Source organism: Halomonas sp. AOP7-B1-5 (genome assembly GCF_052353045.1).
Taxonomy (GTDB): Bacteria; Pseudomonadota; Gammaproteobacteria; order Pseudomonadales; family Halomonadaceae; genus Vreelandella; species Vreelandella colorata.
This window is the reverse complement of the sequence record NZ_JBQTDC010000025.1, coordinates 1-15,889: the sequence shown is the minus strand read 5'-3', so window position 1 is coordinate 15,889 and position 15,889 is coordinate 1. Positions and strand designations below refer to the sequence as shown.

Here is a 15,889-nt window from a genome sequence, read left to right as displayed (position 1 = left end):
AGTGATTCCCTATGGCATATTCAAAGCCCTATCCAACGAGCGACAGGCTATAAATCACGAATATTAACAGAGGACATTGAAAAGCGCGGCGGAAGTAGCCTTCCGCCGCGCTCATTTAGGTTAGGGAGCGAAAATCTTTTCGCTCATCAAAGGCTTGAACCTTAGCGGTGCAGGTCGAACCGGTCGTTCTCCATCACCTTGACCCAGCCAGAGATAAACTTGTGAAGCATATGGCGCTCGCCGCCATCCGCGGCGTACTCCTCGGCAATGGCGCGCAGCTGCGAGTTCGAGCCATAGACCAGATCAACCCGTGTGGCGGTCCATTTGGTTTCACCGCTCTTGCGGTCCCGGCCTATAAAGCGCCCTTCGTCCTCATCAACCGGCTCCCAGACGGTGCCCATATCGATGAGGTTGACGAAGAAGTCATTGGTCAGCTGGCCCGGGCGCTGAGTGAAGATACCATCGGTGTTGTTATCACCGGCATTGATACCGATAGCCCGCATGCCGCCCAGGAGTGCGGCCATTTGGGGCGCGCTAAGGTTCAGCATAAATGCCCGGTCGATCATCAAGTGCTCGGCTGGAATAGGCGTCGATTGTTCCTGCATATAATTGCGAAACGCATCATGCCTCGGTTCGAGATAGGCATGGGCATCCACTTCGGTCATTTCCTGGGTCGCATCGGTACGCCCCGGCGTGAATGGCACGGTAATATCGTGCCCAGCTGATTTTGCAGCCATTTCGACTCCGACACTTCCTCCCAGAACAATCATGTCTGCTAGCGAAATAGTGGTATTGGAAGCGCCTTTGATCTTGTCTAGCTGGTCGATCACCTCCGCCACGCCGCCGCGCACGTTGATATCCCAACCGGTTTGCGGTTCAAGGCGGATGCGGGCACCGTTGGCGCCACCGCGATGGTCCGTCTGGCGGTAAGTACAGGCCGAGGCCCAGGCGGTTTCTATCAACTGTTTGGCAGTCAGCCCAGTATCGGTAATTGCCTGCTTGAGCGTGGCGATCTGTTCGTCAGAAACCAACGGCCCTTCATGCTTAGGCACCGGGTCTTGCCAGACGAGAACTTCCTCAGGCACCTGCGGGCCAAGATAGCGAGCACTTGGCCCCATATCGCGGTGAAGCAGCTTGTACCAGGCGCGGGCAAACTCGTCGGCCAGCACATCCGGATTCTCGCGGTACTCCTTGGATATCTTCAGATAATCCGGATCAACAATCATGGCCATGTCGGCCGCGTTCATTACCGGCGGATTTTTTCTGCCTTCAACATGCGCGTCGGGCACCCAGAACCCATCTTTAACCTCCACCGGCTCCCACTGATTGGCGCCCGCCGGGGACTTTTTGACTTGCCACTCGTGGGAGAAAATCGTCTCAAGATACGTGTTGTCCCACTTGGTCGGTGTGGGCGTCCAGGCACCTTCAAGCCCAGAGGTAATGGTGTACTCGCCCAGGCCTGTCTCGTGTTTGTTGGCCCAGCCAACGCCCATCTCATGAAGTTTGGCCTCTTCCGGCGCTCCACCCACGGCGTCGGCGGGCCCATTGCCGTGCATCTTGCCGAAGGTGTGGCCACCCACCGTCAGTGCCACGGTTTCGCGGTCGTTCATTCCCATACGGGCGAAAGTTTCGCGCACGTCCATCGCGGATTTTGCTGCATCAGGCACGCCGTTGGGGCCTTCGGGGTTAACGTAGATCAGCCCCATCTGCACCGCGGCAAGCGGGTTATCAAGCACCCGGCTACCGTCTTCGAAGCTGCCGGTATAGCGCTCGTCTTTGTCACCCAGCCACTCATTTTCAGGGCCCCAATAGATATCGTCCTCTGGCGCCCAGATGTCGGCGCGGCCAAAACCGAAGCCAAAGGTCTTGAAGCCCATGGTTTCAAGCGCACGGTTGCCTGCGAATACCAGCAGATCAGCCCAGGAAAGCTTCTCGCCATATTTCTTTTTGATGGGCCACAACAGGCGGCGTGCCTTGTCCAGGTTGCCGTTATCGGGCCAGCTGTTAAGCGGGGCAAAGCGCTGCGCACCGGTGCCGCCACCACCGCGTCCATCAAGCGCACGATAGGTGCCTGCCGCGTGCCATGACATGCGAATAAAGAACGGGCCGTAATGTCCCCAATCGGCAGGCCACCAATCCTGAGAATCGGTCATCAGCGCATCAACATCGGCACTCAGCTCGTCGACATTGAGCTGTGCAAATGCCTTACCGTAGCGAAAGCTCTCGCTGAAAGGATTGGCATCCGGGTGTTTCTGATGCAGAACATTGAGGTTGAGCTGGTCGGGCCACCAGTGTTCATTGCCTTGCAGGCTCGGCGTGGTACGTGCACCCCATTCACGGCGTGTAGGCTTGTGATCAGACACTTTATTCTCCTCAACTAAATGCTGGGCTTATTGAGCATTCAAGTGATATTTCTGATCACGCCAAGCGCTAACCACACCGCCCGACCTGCGATAGAAAGCCCTGAGTGATTCCATAAGCCATCACGTTAACGAAGGATTCAACTTCGAAACCATCAAGATACAGTGAAGGATTCAATAGTGAGGTCGTCAAGGCGAAGAATGTTAAGTAAACAGCTAAGGGGTTGTTTATGGGCAGGATGGGTTGATCGTTGCAAGGCCAAAAGAATTTCATTTTCAACGTCGTTGTTAGGCTCACCATTGTCAGCTCTATTCAAAATGAGTGTTATCAATGCCTTCTTTGCAGACTATGATGGTGACTCACGGCCTGACCAGATGGCCTCACGCTGACTCAACTTGCGAAGAGCTGCCATGGATGACAATCGACCGAATACGCTGGACAAAGCCACTAGTACTGGCTTGATTCTGCTTGCCGTTATGCAGGGCGTTGCGCTGTTGGCGCTTCATCTGGCGATCGACCACGAGCACTGGGTGACCGCTGATCTGCGCTGGCTCAAAGCGCTTTATACGGTAACGCTCGCTCTACCCGCATTTTATCTGATCAGCATGGAACGGCTGCATGATCGCCTCAATTTTCTACCGTTACTGCTGGCCCCGCTGCTGTTTTGGCTGGGTTGGCACCTTGGCTGGGCCGAACAGACGCCCGAGCAGCCGTGGGCGCGGCATCAGTTCACGTTTGCCTTTTGCGTGGCGCTCGGCGTGGCGCTATTCATCCTGGCGCTGTTTTTTCGTAGCAGCGCCGTCAGCAGAACCTGGCCTACTGCCTATTCACCGCTGTTAAATTACTCCTGGGAATTCGTTCTGACGCTTGCCCAGTTGGCGCTATTTATTGGCGTGTTCTGGGGCCTTTTATGGCTGGGGGCGGCGCTCTTTGCCGCTATTGGCCTAGGCTTTTTCGAAACGCTTTTCAGCGAGCCCATGTTTATTTATCCCGCTACCTGGCTGGTGATGGGTTTGACGCTGGTGATGATTCGCAACCGCTTTCGCCTGATTCAAAGCGTGCGGCAGATGGGTGAGGCGCTTATCAAGGCATTACTGCCGCTGGTGGCGCTTATCATTCTGCTGTTTTTTGCCGTACTTCCCTTCACCGGCGTGCAGCCCGTGTGGGATACGGGCAGCGCTTCCTCCATATTAATGGCGCTGATGCTGACCCTGCTGCTGTTCTTCAACGTTGTCTTTCATCAAACACATGGCCCATCCCCCTATCCAACCTGGCTGCGCCGCGTCATCTTACTAGCCGTTGTATTGCTGCCGGTGGGTAGCGTGCTGGCCGCCTGGGCGCTCTGGCTGCGTATTGATCAATATGGCCTCAGCTTGGACAGGCTGTGGGCCGCCCTGCTGCAAGCGCTAACCGCGGCGTTTACTCTAAGCTACAGCGTGCTTCTGCTCTGGCGGCGCCGAGCAGCGCTTCCCGCTCTGCAGCGCGCCAACGTCGGCCTGGCCCTGCTGGTGGCCATTGTGTTGATTGTGGTTAACACGCCGCTTGCGGATATGCGCCAGTGGGTTGCCGAGCATCAGGTCAAGCGACTGCTGGATGGCCGCACAACGGCAGAGGCCTTTGATGTCGACTATTTGCGCTTTCAGCTCGGCCAGCCAGGCGCCCTGGCCTTACAAACCCTGGTGGAGAGCGAATTTTCCCAGTCGCAGCCTGAGTTGGCCCGACGTATCGAGCTTTCGCTCAAGCAAACCGAGCGCTGGAGTCAGGAACCGCTGGTGGATACCCAAGAGCTGAATGACGTCGCCCAGCAGTTCAAGGCAAGCCCTAACGGCGCCTCACTTCCCGAGCCCTTGCTGAACCTGCTGGTTGAACAGAACTCCACCTGCTTGAGCCAGACGGAACCCTGCCAGACCCTGCAAGTAAGCAGCGACACACCCTTCCAGTGGCTCATTTTTGAACCCTATAGCGCGGTGGGCAATGCGTATGGCGAACGGGATGGCAACTGGCTGTTGTTCGGCCATTTGATGCTACTCGGCGCCACTCAGGCGCAAGATGATCAGACGTGCCAAACGATTCCGACTACGGATGATCTGGAACGTATTACTGGGCCCGCCGATGTCTACCGAAGCGGTAGCTGCCTTTATAATCTGCGACCGACGATTGAAAATGCCCGGCAGCAGCTTTCTTTTTAGCCTGATGAAAACAGACAAGCACAGCGGGAATAGCCCGCTGTGCTTGTCTGTTCAGTTACTGAGTGAGCCTTTCGCCCTTTTCTCCTACGTTAGTTCGCCCAAGCTCTATGCTGGCCCGCCCAAGCGCTACCCGGTCGTTATTCCTGCCATTCAGGAATGGCTGGCTGGGTAAGCTGGGGCTTCTAACGTGGGGCTGTGATGGCTGACCAGAGGGCCGGACAGTTTACGCAGCACCACGTAGAACACTGGGGTCAGGAACAAGCCAAACAGGGTGACGCCGATCATGCCTGCAAACACCGCGGTACCCAGCGCCGCCCGTACCTCGGCGCCCGCACCCGTGGCGATTACCGAAGGCAACACCGCCGCAGTGAAGGCGATCGACGTCATGATGATAGGCCTCAGACGCAACCGGCAGGCTTCCAAGGCCGCTTCCACTACACCCTTGCCCTGCAGCTCCAACTCCCGGGCGAATTCCACGATCAGGATGGCGTTTTTACACGCCAGGCCAATCAGCACTACCAGCCCCACCTGTACGAAGATGTTGTTGTCACCCCCGCCAAACCAAACGCCTATCAGAGCGGCCAGCATCGACATCGGTACGATCAGAATCACCGCCAATGGTAACGTCCAGCTTTCATAGAGTGCCGCCAATACCAAAAATACCAGCAGAATCGATAGCGGGAAGACCACCAGGGCCGCATTGCCTTGAGTGGATTGCTGGTAGCTCAGGTCGGTCCATTCCAATGCCATACCCGGAGGTAACACGTCTTCTGCCAACGCGTTGATAACGTCCATCGCCTGGGCAGAAGAGAGCACCCGTGGGTCGATCTCTCCGGCGAGATCCGCGGCGGGGTAACCGTTGTAACGCAGTACCGGGTCCGGACCGAAGGTCTGTTTGATATTCACCATCGTACCAATCGGCACCACCTCACCCTGGTCATTGCGGGTACGCAGTTTGGCGATATCTTCCACGCTTGCCCGATAAGGGGCGTCCGCCTGCGCGATGACCTGCCAGGTGCGACCAAAGCGGTTGAAGTCATTCACATAGGTCGAACCAAGGTAGGTCTGCAAGGTGTCGAAGAGTTCAGTCAACGGCACGCCCTGGGCTTTGGCTCTCAACCGATCGACCTCTGCATCCAACTGAGGCACGTTAGACTGATAGCTGCTGATAGGAAACCCCAACCCAGGCGTTTGGGCAATCGCGCCCTGGAGTTGATTAACGGCCTCCTGCAAGGCTCCATAGCCAAGATTACCGCGATCCTCGATAAACAGCTGGAAACCAGAACCGTTGCCCAGCCCCAGAATCGGCGGCGGCATGAAGGAGAACGCAAAACCCTCTTTCAAACCGCCAATGCCCTGATTGATGCGAGCATTAATGTCCGCGGCGCCAAGGGTGCGCTCACCAAAGGCGCTGAGAGTAAGAAAAGCGACCCCGGTATTGGAGGTATTGGTGAACTGCAGCGCATTCAAGCCAGGAAAGGCTATAGCGTGCTCAACGCCTTCAGTCTCCATGGCAATATCCACCACGTCCTGAAGCATCTGGTCGGTACGCTCCAGAGACGCGCCTTCCGGCAGAATGACGCCTGCAATCAGGTAGAGTTTATCCTGCACCGGAATAAACCCTGGCGGTACCGCCTTGAACATCACGCCGGTGCCCACCAGCAACAGCGCGTAGACTACAAATACCGCGCCACGGTGCTTCAGGGAGCGAGCCACACCGCCCTGATACTTGTTGGAACTAGCGTTGAAAAAGCGATTGAAGGGACGGAAAATCCAGCCAAACAGCTTATCGATGATGCGGGTGAGGCGATCCTTGGGGGCGTTATGGGGCTTGAGCAGCATGGCTGCCAACGCGGGCGACAGGGTCAGCGAGTTAATGGTGGAGATCACCGTGGAGATGGCAATCGTCACCGCGAACTGGCTATAGAATTGACCAGTCACCCCCGACAGAAAGGCCATGGGAATAAACACCGCACACAGCACTAGCCCTACGGCGATAATCGGGCCGGAGACCTCGCGCATGGCCTGATGCGCGGCGGCTTGTGGCTTTAAGCCCTCCTCAATGTTCCGCTCGACGTTTTCCACCACCACAATGGCGTCGTCCACCACGATACCGATGGCCAGCACAAGACCAAACAGGGTCAGCGTGTTGATCGAGTAACCCAGCAGGTAGAGCGCCCCAAAGGTGCCGATCACCGAGACCGGTACCGCCAGTAATGGAATAATAGAGGCGCGCCAGGTCTGCAGGAACAGCGTGACAACCAGCACCACCAGCAGCACGGCTTCCAGCAGGGTGGCGATCACTGACTTGATGGAGTCATTGACGAAGATGGTGGTGTCGTAGACCGCTTCATATTCCACGCCTTCCGGGAATTGCTCGGAAAGCTCGTCCATGGTGGCGATTACCTGCTCGCGAATCTCCAGCGCATTGGCCCCTGGTGCCTGGAATATCCCCACACCCACCGCGCTATTGCTATCCAGCTGTGAGCGCAGCGTATAGTCCCCGGCGCCCATTTCCAGCCGCGCCACATCAGAAAGCCTGAGAATTTCGCCGCTGTCGCCACGCGTTAGTACGATGTCACCAAATTCCTCAACCGTTTCCAGTCGCCCACGGGCGTTGATCAACGTTAGGGAGTCACTCTCCTCAATGGGCTCGGCCCCTAGCTGCCCGGCGGAGACCTGCACGTTCTGTTCACGCATGGCCCCCACTACATCGCTGGCGGTCAGGCCGCGGGCGGCTATGCGGTCGGGGTCCAGCCACGCCCGCATGGCGTAATCCCCGCCGCCGAATATCTGCGCATCACCGATCCCCTCGATCCGTGCCAGGCGGTCACGCACATTCAGCCGCACATAGTTACGTAAGTAGAGGGTGTCGTATTCCCCACTGGGAGACGTCAGGTGAACGACCATCAGAAATGTCGGTGACTGCTTCTGGGTGGTAACGCCTTGGCGGCGCACAGCTTCTGGCAGCCGGGCTTCCGCCTGGCTGACGCGGTTCTGCACACGAACGGCGGCCTGCTCGGCATCGGTGCCTGGGCGGAAGGTGACGGTCATCTGCAGCACGCCATCGGAGCCCGCCACGGACTTGAGGTACATCATGTCCTCGACGCCGTTGATGGCCTCTTCTAAAGGCGTGGCGACCGTCTCGGCGATCTCCTTCGGGTTAGCGCCAGGATAAACCGTGCGCACCACCACGGAGGGCGGCACCACGTCCGGGTATTCGCTGATCGGCAGGTTGGGAATGGAGATCAGCCCTACCGCCAGAATAATGATCGACAGCACCGCCGCAAAAATCGGTCGGTCCACGAAGAAACGTGAGAAGTTCATGGCGGTTTATTCTTCCCTGGCAGCAATGGAGGGTTGGGCATCAGCCGCCGGCGCAGTCGCTACGCTTTGCGGGCTCACTTCCATGCCGGGGAAGAACACTTTTTGTACACCGTTGACGATCACCCGGTCACCGGCGTTAAGCCCTTCGGTAATAACTGTTTGTTGCCCCACCTGGCGCCCAGTGGTTACCTGGCGCCGCTCTGCCAGGTTGTTTTCATCGAGGACATAGACGTAGCGGCGATCCTGATTGGTCAATACCGCCTTGCGGTCCACCAGTAACGCTTGCTCTAAACGCGCGACCGGCATGTCGACCCGTGCGAATTCCCCGGGGCGGATGCGGCCATCCGGGTTGGCTAACACCGCCCGGAATTGCAGGGTGCCCGTATTGGGGTTTAAGTGGTTATCGATAAAGTCCAGGGTTCCCTTGTACTGCCGCTGAGGGTCGCCGCCCAGCTCAATGCTCAGGCTGTTCGGCGCGTCACCGACCAGCAGTGCCTGGCTGGCAAAGGCGGCCTGTTCGTCAGCCTCAAAATAGACGTGGACTGGATCGATGCTCACCAGCGTGGTCAATAAGCTCTGATCGGCATTGGCCAGGTTGCCGCGGGTCACCATTGCCCGACCGGCGCGGCCACTGACCGGGGCCGTAATGCGGGTGTACTCAAGGTCAAGCTCGGCGATATCTAACGCCGCTTGCGCGGCATCCACCATGGCACGCGTATTATTCATGGCGGCTTGACGCTGGTCGTGCACCTCTTGAGAAATAGCCTTGCGACCCAGCAACACTCGGGCACGCTCGGCTTCACTGCCCGCCTGCGCCTGCTGGCTTCTGGCCTGGGCAAGATCTGCCTGAGCAGCGCTAACACGCGCCTGATAAGGGCGTTGATCAATCAGAAACAGCAGATCCCCTTGGGCTACCAACTCGCCCTCTTCAAAAGCAACTTCCTGAATATAGCCGCTCACCCGCGCCCTTAACTCGACCGTTTCAGCGGCCTCTACGCGCCCGGTGAACGACTCACTCAACACCACTGGTTGAGCCACGATTTCTGCCACATCAACTTCCGGTGGCGGTGGTGCAGGCGCTGACACTTCTTCGCTCTTAGCCTCGCATCCTGACAGCAAGGCCGTTAGCAGCAGAGGCAGGATCACCGCCCGGCCGCCTGCAAGACGGGTTCTTTGTAAAAGGCTTCCCATGATTACTTGCTCCAATGGCCACCGGCTTCCGATAGCTAGATTGTTCATTACGTTTTTAATTACGTGCTTGTGTACGTTCTTGAATAGGCCCGTAAACAGATTCGCACCGCGCTGGCTTTAACGCGTCGGTTAAGCTGCGAGAGAGCGACAGACGAGGGTGGTGGCATGAAGAGGCTGAACAGAAAGGCATGCCCATCAAACGTCACTCACGATAGGCGAGACGAGCGAATGTCAGGTAGCGCGTTCCTGCGGCATGATTGCCTGATTCTGTCGTGAGGCGTGAGTCGCTAAACAAGGCTGGAGAATCAAGATAGCAGTGTGTTTTCGCCTCTATGCATTGTGTCTGTTTAATGACACACGGCAAGGGTTGCCGATTTCAACGCGGTGATTGCCTAATTCTGCAAAACCCAACGAAAAGCCTTCGGTTCCTGAAGCGTAGGCATATACTGCAATCTGTTAAGGAGGAAAGCCATTGACCGTTATCATGCCTGAGCAAATCACCCATTTCAGCGACAGCCTGCCACAGCAATTGAGCCACGTCGTGCGGCGCTGGTCCCCCCTGGAAGCACTGCAGGATACGGCAATTGCCGAGGTCCAACTGATACGCGCTGACGCCCCTACCAGTTTTCACTGTGCCGTTTATGAGCCGTGCCTATGCTTTGTGGTTCAGGGCAGTAAGACCGTGCTATTGGGAGACAAGGAGTTCGTCTACAGCGGCCCAAGCTATATGGCGAGCGCCATTGATCTTCCTGTGGTAGGTAGAATTGACCATGCCACGCCAGAGCAGCCCTATCTGGCGGTTAAGGTCTCGGTGGATCCTCAGGAAGTCGCCGGTTTGATACTCGAACTGGGCGACAAGGCACTGCCCACGGGGAGCGATGTCATCTGCTCCAAATTGGACTGCGGCTTAACGTCGGCTCCCATGGATGCCCGGATGCAGGGCGCGCTCTATCGATTATTAAGTCTGCTCGACACACCGGAAGATATAAAGGTGCTCTCCCCCCTGGCTCGTCGAGAGTTAATCTATCGAGCCCTGATGGGCGACCTGGGGTCTCATATGCGCCGGTTTACCGCCTCGGATTCTCAGGCGAATCGGATTGCGCGGGTCATCTATGCGCTTAAAGAGCACTTTACCCAGCCCCTGAAGATCAGCGAACTGGCAGCGGCTGCCAATATGAGCGAGTCGACGCTTTACCACAGCTTTAGGCAAGTCACCCGAATGTCACCCCTGCAGTATCAGAAAAAGCTTCGCCTGCACGAAGCCCGGCGACTCATGCTGGCCGAGGGGCTGGAAGCGGCCACCGCCAGTTACCGGGTGGGGTATGAAAGCCCTTCCCACTTTAGCCGCGAATATAGCCGCATGTTTGGCGCCCCACCACGTGCCGATGTTAGCCAGCTAAGAGGCATCGCGGCAGCCTCAGCGACCGCTTGATTAAGGCTGACAGGCGCAAGGCGCTTAAAGCTCCCCGCGCCTGCCCACTTCAGGTCACTCAGGCGCTGACGCTGTTTTCAAACATGCATCTCAGCGTTAAAGCCTTTCCAGACCTTTAAGCAGCTCTTCGTGGAAACGCTCGGGTTCCTGAATTTGCGGCGAATGGCCAAGCTCTGGAAATTCGACCAGCGTTGCCTGCTGAATGGCGTTAGCGGCCTGTTCACCCAGCACATCGTACCGGCCCAGGGTTTCCTGAACATCTTCCGGCGCTTGCGCCTTGCCGATGGCGGTGTTGTCCTTCTCGCCAATCAGTAACAGCGTAGGCATCTGCAATTGATCAAATTCATGAACCACCGGCTGAGTGAAGACCATGTCTGACGTCAGCGCCTGATTCCAGGCGACCAGTTCCCCGTCTTCGCCAGCATACATACCCGCCAGCATTTCTACCCAACGGTCGTACTCAGGCTCCCAGGTATCCACGTAGTAGGTACTTTCCTGATAGGCGCGAATACCCTCAGCGGTTTTCTCAAGCTCGGATTGATACCCTTCATCAATGCTCTGGTAAGGCACGCCGAGGGCTTTCCAGTCCTCAAGCCCAATTGGGTTAACCATTACCAGCTGCTCGGTCTGCTCCGGGTACATCAGCGCAAAACGTGTAGCCAGCATACCGCCCATGGAATGGCCCATCACGGTCACATCATCTATATCAAGATCTTCCAGCAGCGCCTGGGTATTGGCCGCTAGTTGGTGGAAGCTAAACTGATAATGCTCAGGCTTGGTCGATTTGCAGAAGCCCACCTGATCCGGCGCGATGACGCGATAGCCCGCATCATGCAGCGCTTCAATCGTGTCTTCCCAGGTACCCGCGCAGAAATTCTTGCCGTGCATCAGCACCACCGTGCGGCCGTTGGCGCTGCCCTCTTCCGGCTGAACATCCAGGTAGGCCATCTGCATGTCCTGGCCTTGAGAACTGAAATCGAACCGCTCGACCGGGTAGGCGTATTCAAAACCGGACAGTTCACCGTCGTATTGAGGTGCGTCTTCAGCCGAGGCGCTGCCGATGTAGCCAGCCGCGAGTGCGGCGCCCATACAGTTCACCAGTAACGTACGTGCAAAAACCGGACGTACCATTGTGTCGCTCCTCTCTTCCATGGATTTAGTGACATGGAAGAGTATGGCAGCATTTGTCAGACATGCCGCCTTTAAGCTTTTTCGTCTGCTGAAGTATCTTGTGCGCTGAAAGCGGTAATGATGGTGTTAGTAGTGATAGCGACACGAAATTATCGTAATAGCTTGGTCGTCCACGGCGTAAACCAAGCGGTTGGTATCATCAATACGGCGGGACCAGAAGCCAGCCAGGTTTTCCTTTAATGGCTCTGGCTTACCGATGCCCTCAAAGGGCGAACGTTTTATATCGTTGATCAGTTTATTAATTCGCTTTAGCGTCTTTTTGTCTTGTGTTTGCCAGTACAGATAGTCGATCCACGACTCATCGGTCCATGACAGCAGGCGATTACTCATCAACCAACTCTCTTTGGGTTGTTTTTCCTGCTTTGAACTGCGCAATGGAACGATTTAGATGCTCAGCGTTGGCTGGTGAACGTAACAGGTGCACCGTTTCCATCAGGCTGTTGTAGTAATCCAATGACATGACCACCGCATCCTCAGCATCACGCCGGGTAATAACAGTGGTGTCTGCATCGTTAACGACACTATCCAACACGGCTTTTAAACCATTTCTGGCTTCTGTAAAGGATACGATTCGCATGGAACCTCCACATGTACATTTTAAGGTACAAGTATGCGCTCGAATGCTCAACCTGTACAGTCTATGGGACATAGTTTTTTTGACGATTTGGCTTTTCTATCCCGACTTCAGGATTAAACCTGTAAAATCCGTAACGCTTATGGCGAACGATATTCAAGCGGCCGGTTCTCATCAGCTTGCAAATTAGCGATAAAATTCAACAAAAAATCTTACCGGACCCAATGGCTTGATATGATGTTTTATCGTTGGCTCTACAACACCATACCGCTCTGGGCTTAGCTCGATGATATCCAGTGCAGGCTCTTTAATCGTGTACTCCAGCAAGCCTTCAAGCACCACAATCTTGCCCCATACACCGTCTTTGGTAGTGTGGTCCTTCAACAATCCCGTGGGAACGCTCTCTTCGGTAAATTCTGGCGTTCTTTTATAGGGAGAAACATTTACGGGTAAATCTTTCATGTTATCGGCTCCTTGTAGCTAATTAGATATTCAGAACGCTCAGAATCGAGAAAGAGAAGATTGATGCTTGATGGGAAATTGCCACCAAGTACCGCGCCTGCCTCACCGTGAACCTGAGTTAAGCCGGAACGCTCGAAGTGTTTAGCCGCAAGCTTTCACAACCGCCGTCGTGGCCGATCCCATTGCCTTACACTAAGCTTGAAACGATTTTTATACTTTACAGCAGAGGCTCACGTGCGTGCACTTTCCCGTAAGAAGCAGATTCTGGGCCTGATTGGCTGGCTGGTATTGGCCTATATCGCCGCCGGCATAGGCGCCGTGGCTTCCATCAACGCCGCGTCTTTCTACGAATCACTCCAACAGCCCGCTTGGGCGCCGCCCGCTTGGTTATTCGGGCCGATGTGGACAACACTTTACGGCCTGATGGGCATTGCCGCCTGGCTTGCCTGGCGCGAACCCGGCGCCCGGCCCGCGCTTGTGGTATTCATAATACAGTTGGCGCTTAACGCCCTTTGGACCTGGCTCTTCTTCGCCTGGCAGCTGGGCGCTATCGCCTTTATCGGCGTGGTCGCGCTCTGGGTGTTGATTTTAATTACGCTGGTGATGTTTTGGCGGCTCAAGCCGTTGGCAGGTGTGCTGCTAATGCCTTATCTCGCCTGGGTCAGCCTAGCCTGTGCGCTTACCTGGAGTGTGTGGCAGCTTAATCCGCAGGTGTTGGGGTGATGAACGGCCAAACATGGCATTGGACGGAATAACTATTAAAGAACAGGCAGCCATGGCTTCCTGACGTACTCTACTTATCATCCCAATTATAAATAGAGGGATTACCACGCATGAGACTCAAGCAACGTACGGCACTCATTACCGGCGGGGCCAGCGGCATCGGTCTGGCAACGGCTGAGCGTTTTCTTTCCGAAGGCGCGAGCGTGGCACTACTAGACCGGGATAACCATGCGCTGGCTAGGGAATGTGCTCGGCTTGAGCGCGAAATTGGCCGCCCTGTGGTGGGCGTGGAAGCCGATGTAGCTGACACGACAGCGATAAATCGCGCGGTCGCGGCAGTCACCGATGCCTTGGGACGAATCGATATTGTGATCAATGCCGCTGGCGTCAACGTTTTCTCAGACCCGCTTGAAACCGATGAAGCCACTTGGCGGCGCTGCCTGTCGATCAATCTGGAAGGCGCATGGCGGGTCATACAGGCTGCGCTACCCGGCATGTTGGCCCGCGAGTACGGCCATATCGTCAACATCGCCTCCGTCCACGGGCACAAAATTATCCCCGGCGCCTTCCCGTACCCGGTCGCCAAGCACGGCCTGATCGGTTTGACCCGCTCACTGGGAATCGAATATGCGGCGCATGGTATCCGCGTCAACTCTATCTCACCCGGCCTGATTCGCACGCCGCCCGCTCAGGCTTGGCTGGCCGACCTGAGCGAAGCCGAACGCCAACACCAGATAGACTTGCTGCCGTGCCGTCGCATCGGTGAGGCCGATGAGGTCGCCAACACGGCGCTTTTTCTAGCCAGCGATGAAGCGCGTTTTATCAATGCCACCGATATTCTGATCGATGGCGGTCGCAGCCAGGTCTACCACTCGTGACGCAATTGCTAACTGGTAACCTTCGGCGACGAAGAAATTACTACATAGGCAGGCACAATTACTGATCGAAATTCGGTAATTAGTTACCGAGTTCGATTTAGCGGAATTATCTACTTACAACCGCTTCGGATTTTCGGGGCGATTACACTGATAACGCCGCATTACGGGCGCACTATTTGGTGCCGCATTTCAATTAACTGATGTTCGCCCACAACTTCTACTTCTTTGATGAACTCAAATCCAAACCTTTCGTAGTAACTTCTAAGGTAACTGTGAGCGTGGATTTCAATAAAATTGACACCTATATTTTGCGCATATTGAATTATTGCTTGGACAACTTTCGAAGCGACTCCCATTCCTCGGTATACCTCACTGACCGCTACCCTGGCCATAATAGAAGAACCGTCTTCTTTCACTGTTAGGCGAGCCGTAGCCATTGGTTCACCGTTTTCAGTTACTAACGCATGGAATGACTCCTCATCTAATCCATCAAGGTCTAACTCTGCTGGGATCTGTTGTTCACGTGTAAACACCTGATAACGGATACCTTGAGCCAGCTTGATCAACTCAGAATCATTACCGATAGTTACTTCCATTGTTATTTCCCTCCAAGTAAATAACGCAGAGCGCATCGGTGCCTTTTACAGAGCGGAACGACGTAAAAGGTATCCGTGAGATGCGTATGCCTTATACACCAGACTTGGCCTTTTGAATCAAAGTAGCCAACTCAGGCGCAATTGGTATTTTCTTGAATGGGCTGACATTTGCGCCCCCTGTATTGCCTTGAGGTACTAACCCAAATACGGTTTTAGTCGCAGCCCCAACAATTCTGAAAACCTGACCCAACATTTCTCGGACTGAGTGATTACGAGTTGCCCACATCAGCATCAATACATGCACCTTAACATGCCAATAAGTTGATTCCTGCCCAAGCACATGCGCCCGTTCTAGATGAGCAAACTCTTGCTGGATATCACCGACTGACCTCGCCAGCTTTGCATTCGCCAGCTCTGCTTCGACGTAAGATGCTATTCGCTGTGAAAAAGTACGTTGCATGAAGACCTCCTAGGGATATAACGAGGCTGTAGAAAAACCCGATTTCGAGCTATCTCCACCGCCTGTTGTTCTTATTCATTTACCCAGCCGGTCATCTGGCTGAGTAAGCTTAATATCGGCATTTAGCCGCTTGAGCGCCCAGCTTAAGCCAGTTGAAGATGTTCTTTTGAGCTCACAAAGCAACATACCCCGCTCCAAGCCCTTCATGACGCGGCCAAGTGCCCATAATTCGCCAACTTCTCAATATTGTGCACCAGACAGTAGAGCTGCCACTGGCCCTGTACTTTCTTCTTGCCCCGCAGGCTAAAGCGGTTCAGCCCCTTCGTTGTGCCAATATTTCCGAACACCGGTTCTACGACTGACATTCGATGGCTGTAAATCTCTTTGCCCTTCGGGCTATCAACTCGATGCTTCATCCAGTCCGTGTAATTGGATAAGCGTTTGTTCTCAATAATAAAAGACACTTGTCGCCCTGCGCCGTTACGATGGTCGGCAGAGCTTGGGG

Annotated in this window: 14 protein-coding genes; 4 read left to right on the top strand and 10 right to left on the bottom strand. The window is 55.4% G+C overall.

Translation table 11 applies throughout. From position 1 onward, the window contains the following. Positions 1 to 161: 161 nt before the first annotated feature. A complete protein-coding gene (gene katG / locus ACT3XD_RS12780) occupies positions 162 to 2,363 on the bottom strand; it encodes a catalase/peroxidase HPI (protein ID WP_192538356.1) in 2,202 nt (733 codons plus the stop codon). A gap of 408 nt (positions 2,364 to 2,771) precedes the next feature. On the opposite strand from katG, the gene ACT3XD_RS12775 reads away from it, so the two are divergent. Next, complete coding sequence (locus tag ACT3XD_RS12775; RefSeq protein ID WP_192538357.1) at positions 2,772 to 4,550, top strand: DUF4153 domain-containing protein; 1,779 nt, start codon at positions 2,772 to 2,774, stop codon at positions 4,548 to 4,550. A gap of 150 nt (positions 4,551 to 4,700) precedes the next feature. On the opposite strand, the gene ACT3XD_RS12770 is transcribed toward ACT3XD_RS12775, so the two are convergent. Both ACT3XD_RS12770 and ACT3XD_RS12765 read right to left on the bottom strand, forming a co-directional pair. Continuing rightward, the gene (locus ACT3XD_RS12770) at positions 4,701 to 7,877 is read right to left on the bottom strand and encodes an efflux RND transporter permease subunit (protein WP_192538358.1); all 3,177 of its coding nucleotides are present in this window, start codon (positions 7,875 to 7,877) and stop codon (positions 4,701 to 4,703) included. 6 nt (positions 7,878 to 7,883) lie between these two features. Beyond that, positions 7,884 to 9,068 (bottom strand): efflux RND transporter periplasmic adaptor subunit, encoded by a 1,185-nt coding sequence (locus ACT3XD_RS12765; RefSeq protein WP_192538359.1) that lies wholly within the window; start codon positions 9,066 to 9,068, stop codon positions 7,884 to 7,886. A gap of 472 nt (positions 9,069 to 9,540) precedes the next feature. On the opposite strand from ACT3XD_RS12765, the gene ACT3XD_RS12760 reads away from it, so the two are divergent. After that, positions 9,541 to 10,500, top strand: a complete 960-nt coding sequence (locus ACT3XD_RS12760) for an AraC family transcriptional regulator (protein WP_192538361.1) — start codon at positions 9,541 to 9,543, stop codon at positions 10,498 to 10,500. A gap of 96 nt (positions 10,501 to 10,596) precedes the next feature. On the opposite strand, the gene ACT3XD_RS12755 is transcribed toward ACT3XD_RS12760, so the two are convergent. The 4 genes from ACT3XD_RS12755 to ACT3XD_RS12740 form a co-directional block, all read right to left on the bottom strand. Continuing rightward, on the bottom strand, positions 10,597 to 11,631 hold the full coding sequence (locus tag ACT3XD_RS12755) for an alpha/beta fold hydrolase (RefSeq protein WP_192538363.1): 1,035 nt from the start codon (positions 11,629 to 11,631) through the stop codon (positions 10,597 to 10,599). A 126-nt stretch (positions 11,632 to 11,757) separates the two neighbouring features. Further along, the gene (locus tag ACT3XD_RS12750) at positions 11,758 to 12,021 is read right to left on the bottom strand and encodes a Txe/YoeB family addiction module toxin (RefSeq protein ID WP_192538365.1); all 264 of its coding nucleotides are present in this window, start codon (positions 12,019 to 12,021) and stop codon (positions 11,758 to 11,760) included. After that, the gene (locus ACT3XD_RS12745) at positions 12,014 to 12,268 is read right to left on the bottom strand and encodes a type II toxin-antitoxin system Phd/YefM family antitoxin (protein WP_192538367.1); all 255 of its coding nucleotides are present in this window, start codon (positions 12,266 to 12,268) and stop codon (positions 12,014 to 12,016) included. Before ACT3XD_RS12745 ends, ACT3XD_RS12750 begins: the two co-directional genes overlap by 8 nt. Positions 12,269 to 12,451: 183 nt before the next feature. Continuing rightward, entirely contained in the window at positions 12,452 to 12,727 is a 276-nt protein-coding gene (locus tag ACT3XD_RS12740; RefSeq protein ID WP_018918780.1) for a DUF1971 domain-containing protein, read from the bottom strand. 234 nt (positions 12,728 to 12,961) lie between these two features. Here ACT3XD_RS12740 and ACT3XD_RS12735 point away from each other — a divergent pair, with 234 nt between their 5' ends. Together ACT3XD_RS12735 and ACT3XD_RS12730 are read left to right on the top strand one after the other, a co-directional pair. Beyond that, a complete protein-coding gene (locus ACT3XD_RS12735) occupies positions 12,962 to 13,450 on the top strand; it encodes a TspO/MBR family protein (RefSeq protein ID WP_192538369.1) in 489 nt (162 codons plus the stop codon). A gap of 110 nt (positions 13,451 to 13,560) precedes the next feature. After that, entirely contained in the window at positions 13,561 to 14,328 is a 768-nt protein-coding gene (locus ACT3XD_RS12730) for an SDR family oxidoreductase (protein ID WP_192538371.1), read from the top strand. Between the two features lie 161 nt (positions 14,329 to 14,489). Here ACT3XD_RS12730 and ACT3XD_RS12725 read toward each other — a convergent pair whose 3' ends face one another. The 3 genes from ACT3XD_RS12725 to ACT3XD_RS12715 all read right to left on the bottom strand — a co-directional run. Further along, positions 14,490 to 14,924 carry a GNAT family N-acetyltransferase gene (locus tag ACT3XD_RS12725; protein ID WP_192538373.1) on the bottom strand — a complete coding sequence of 145 codons (435 nt, stop codon included), beginning with the start codon at positions 14,922 to 14,924 and terminating at the stop codon, positions 14,490 to 14,492. A 91-nt stretch (positions 14,925 to 15,015) separates the two neighbouring features. Then, complete coding sequence (locus tag ACT3XD_RS12720; RefSeq protein ID WP_192538375.1) at positions 15,016 to 15,384, bottom strand: DUF3703 domain-containing protein; 369 nt, start codon at positions 15,382 to 15,384, stop codon at positions 15,016 to 15,018. A 203-nt stretch (positions 15,385 to 15,587) separates the two neighbouring features. After that, a partial coding sequence (locus ACT3XD_RS12715) for a transposase (RefSeq protein WP_444280594.1) occupies positions 15,588 to 15,889 on the bottom strand: 302 nt, incomplete at its 5' end.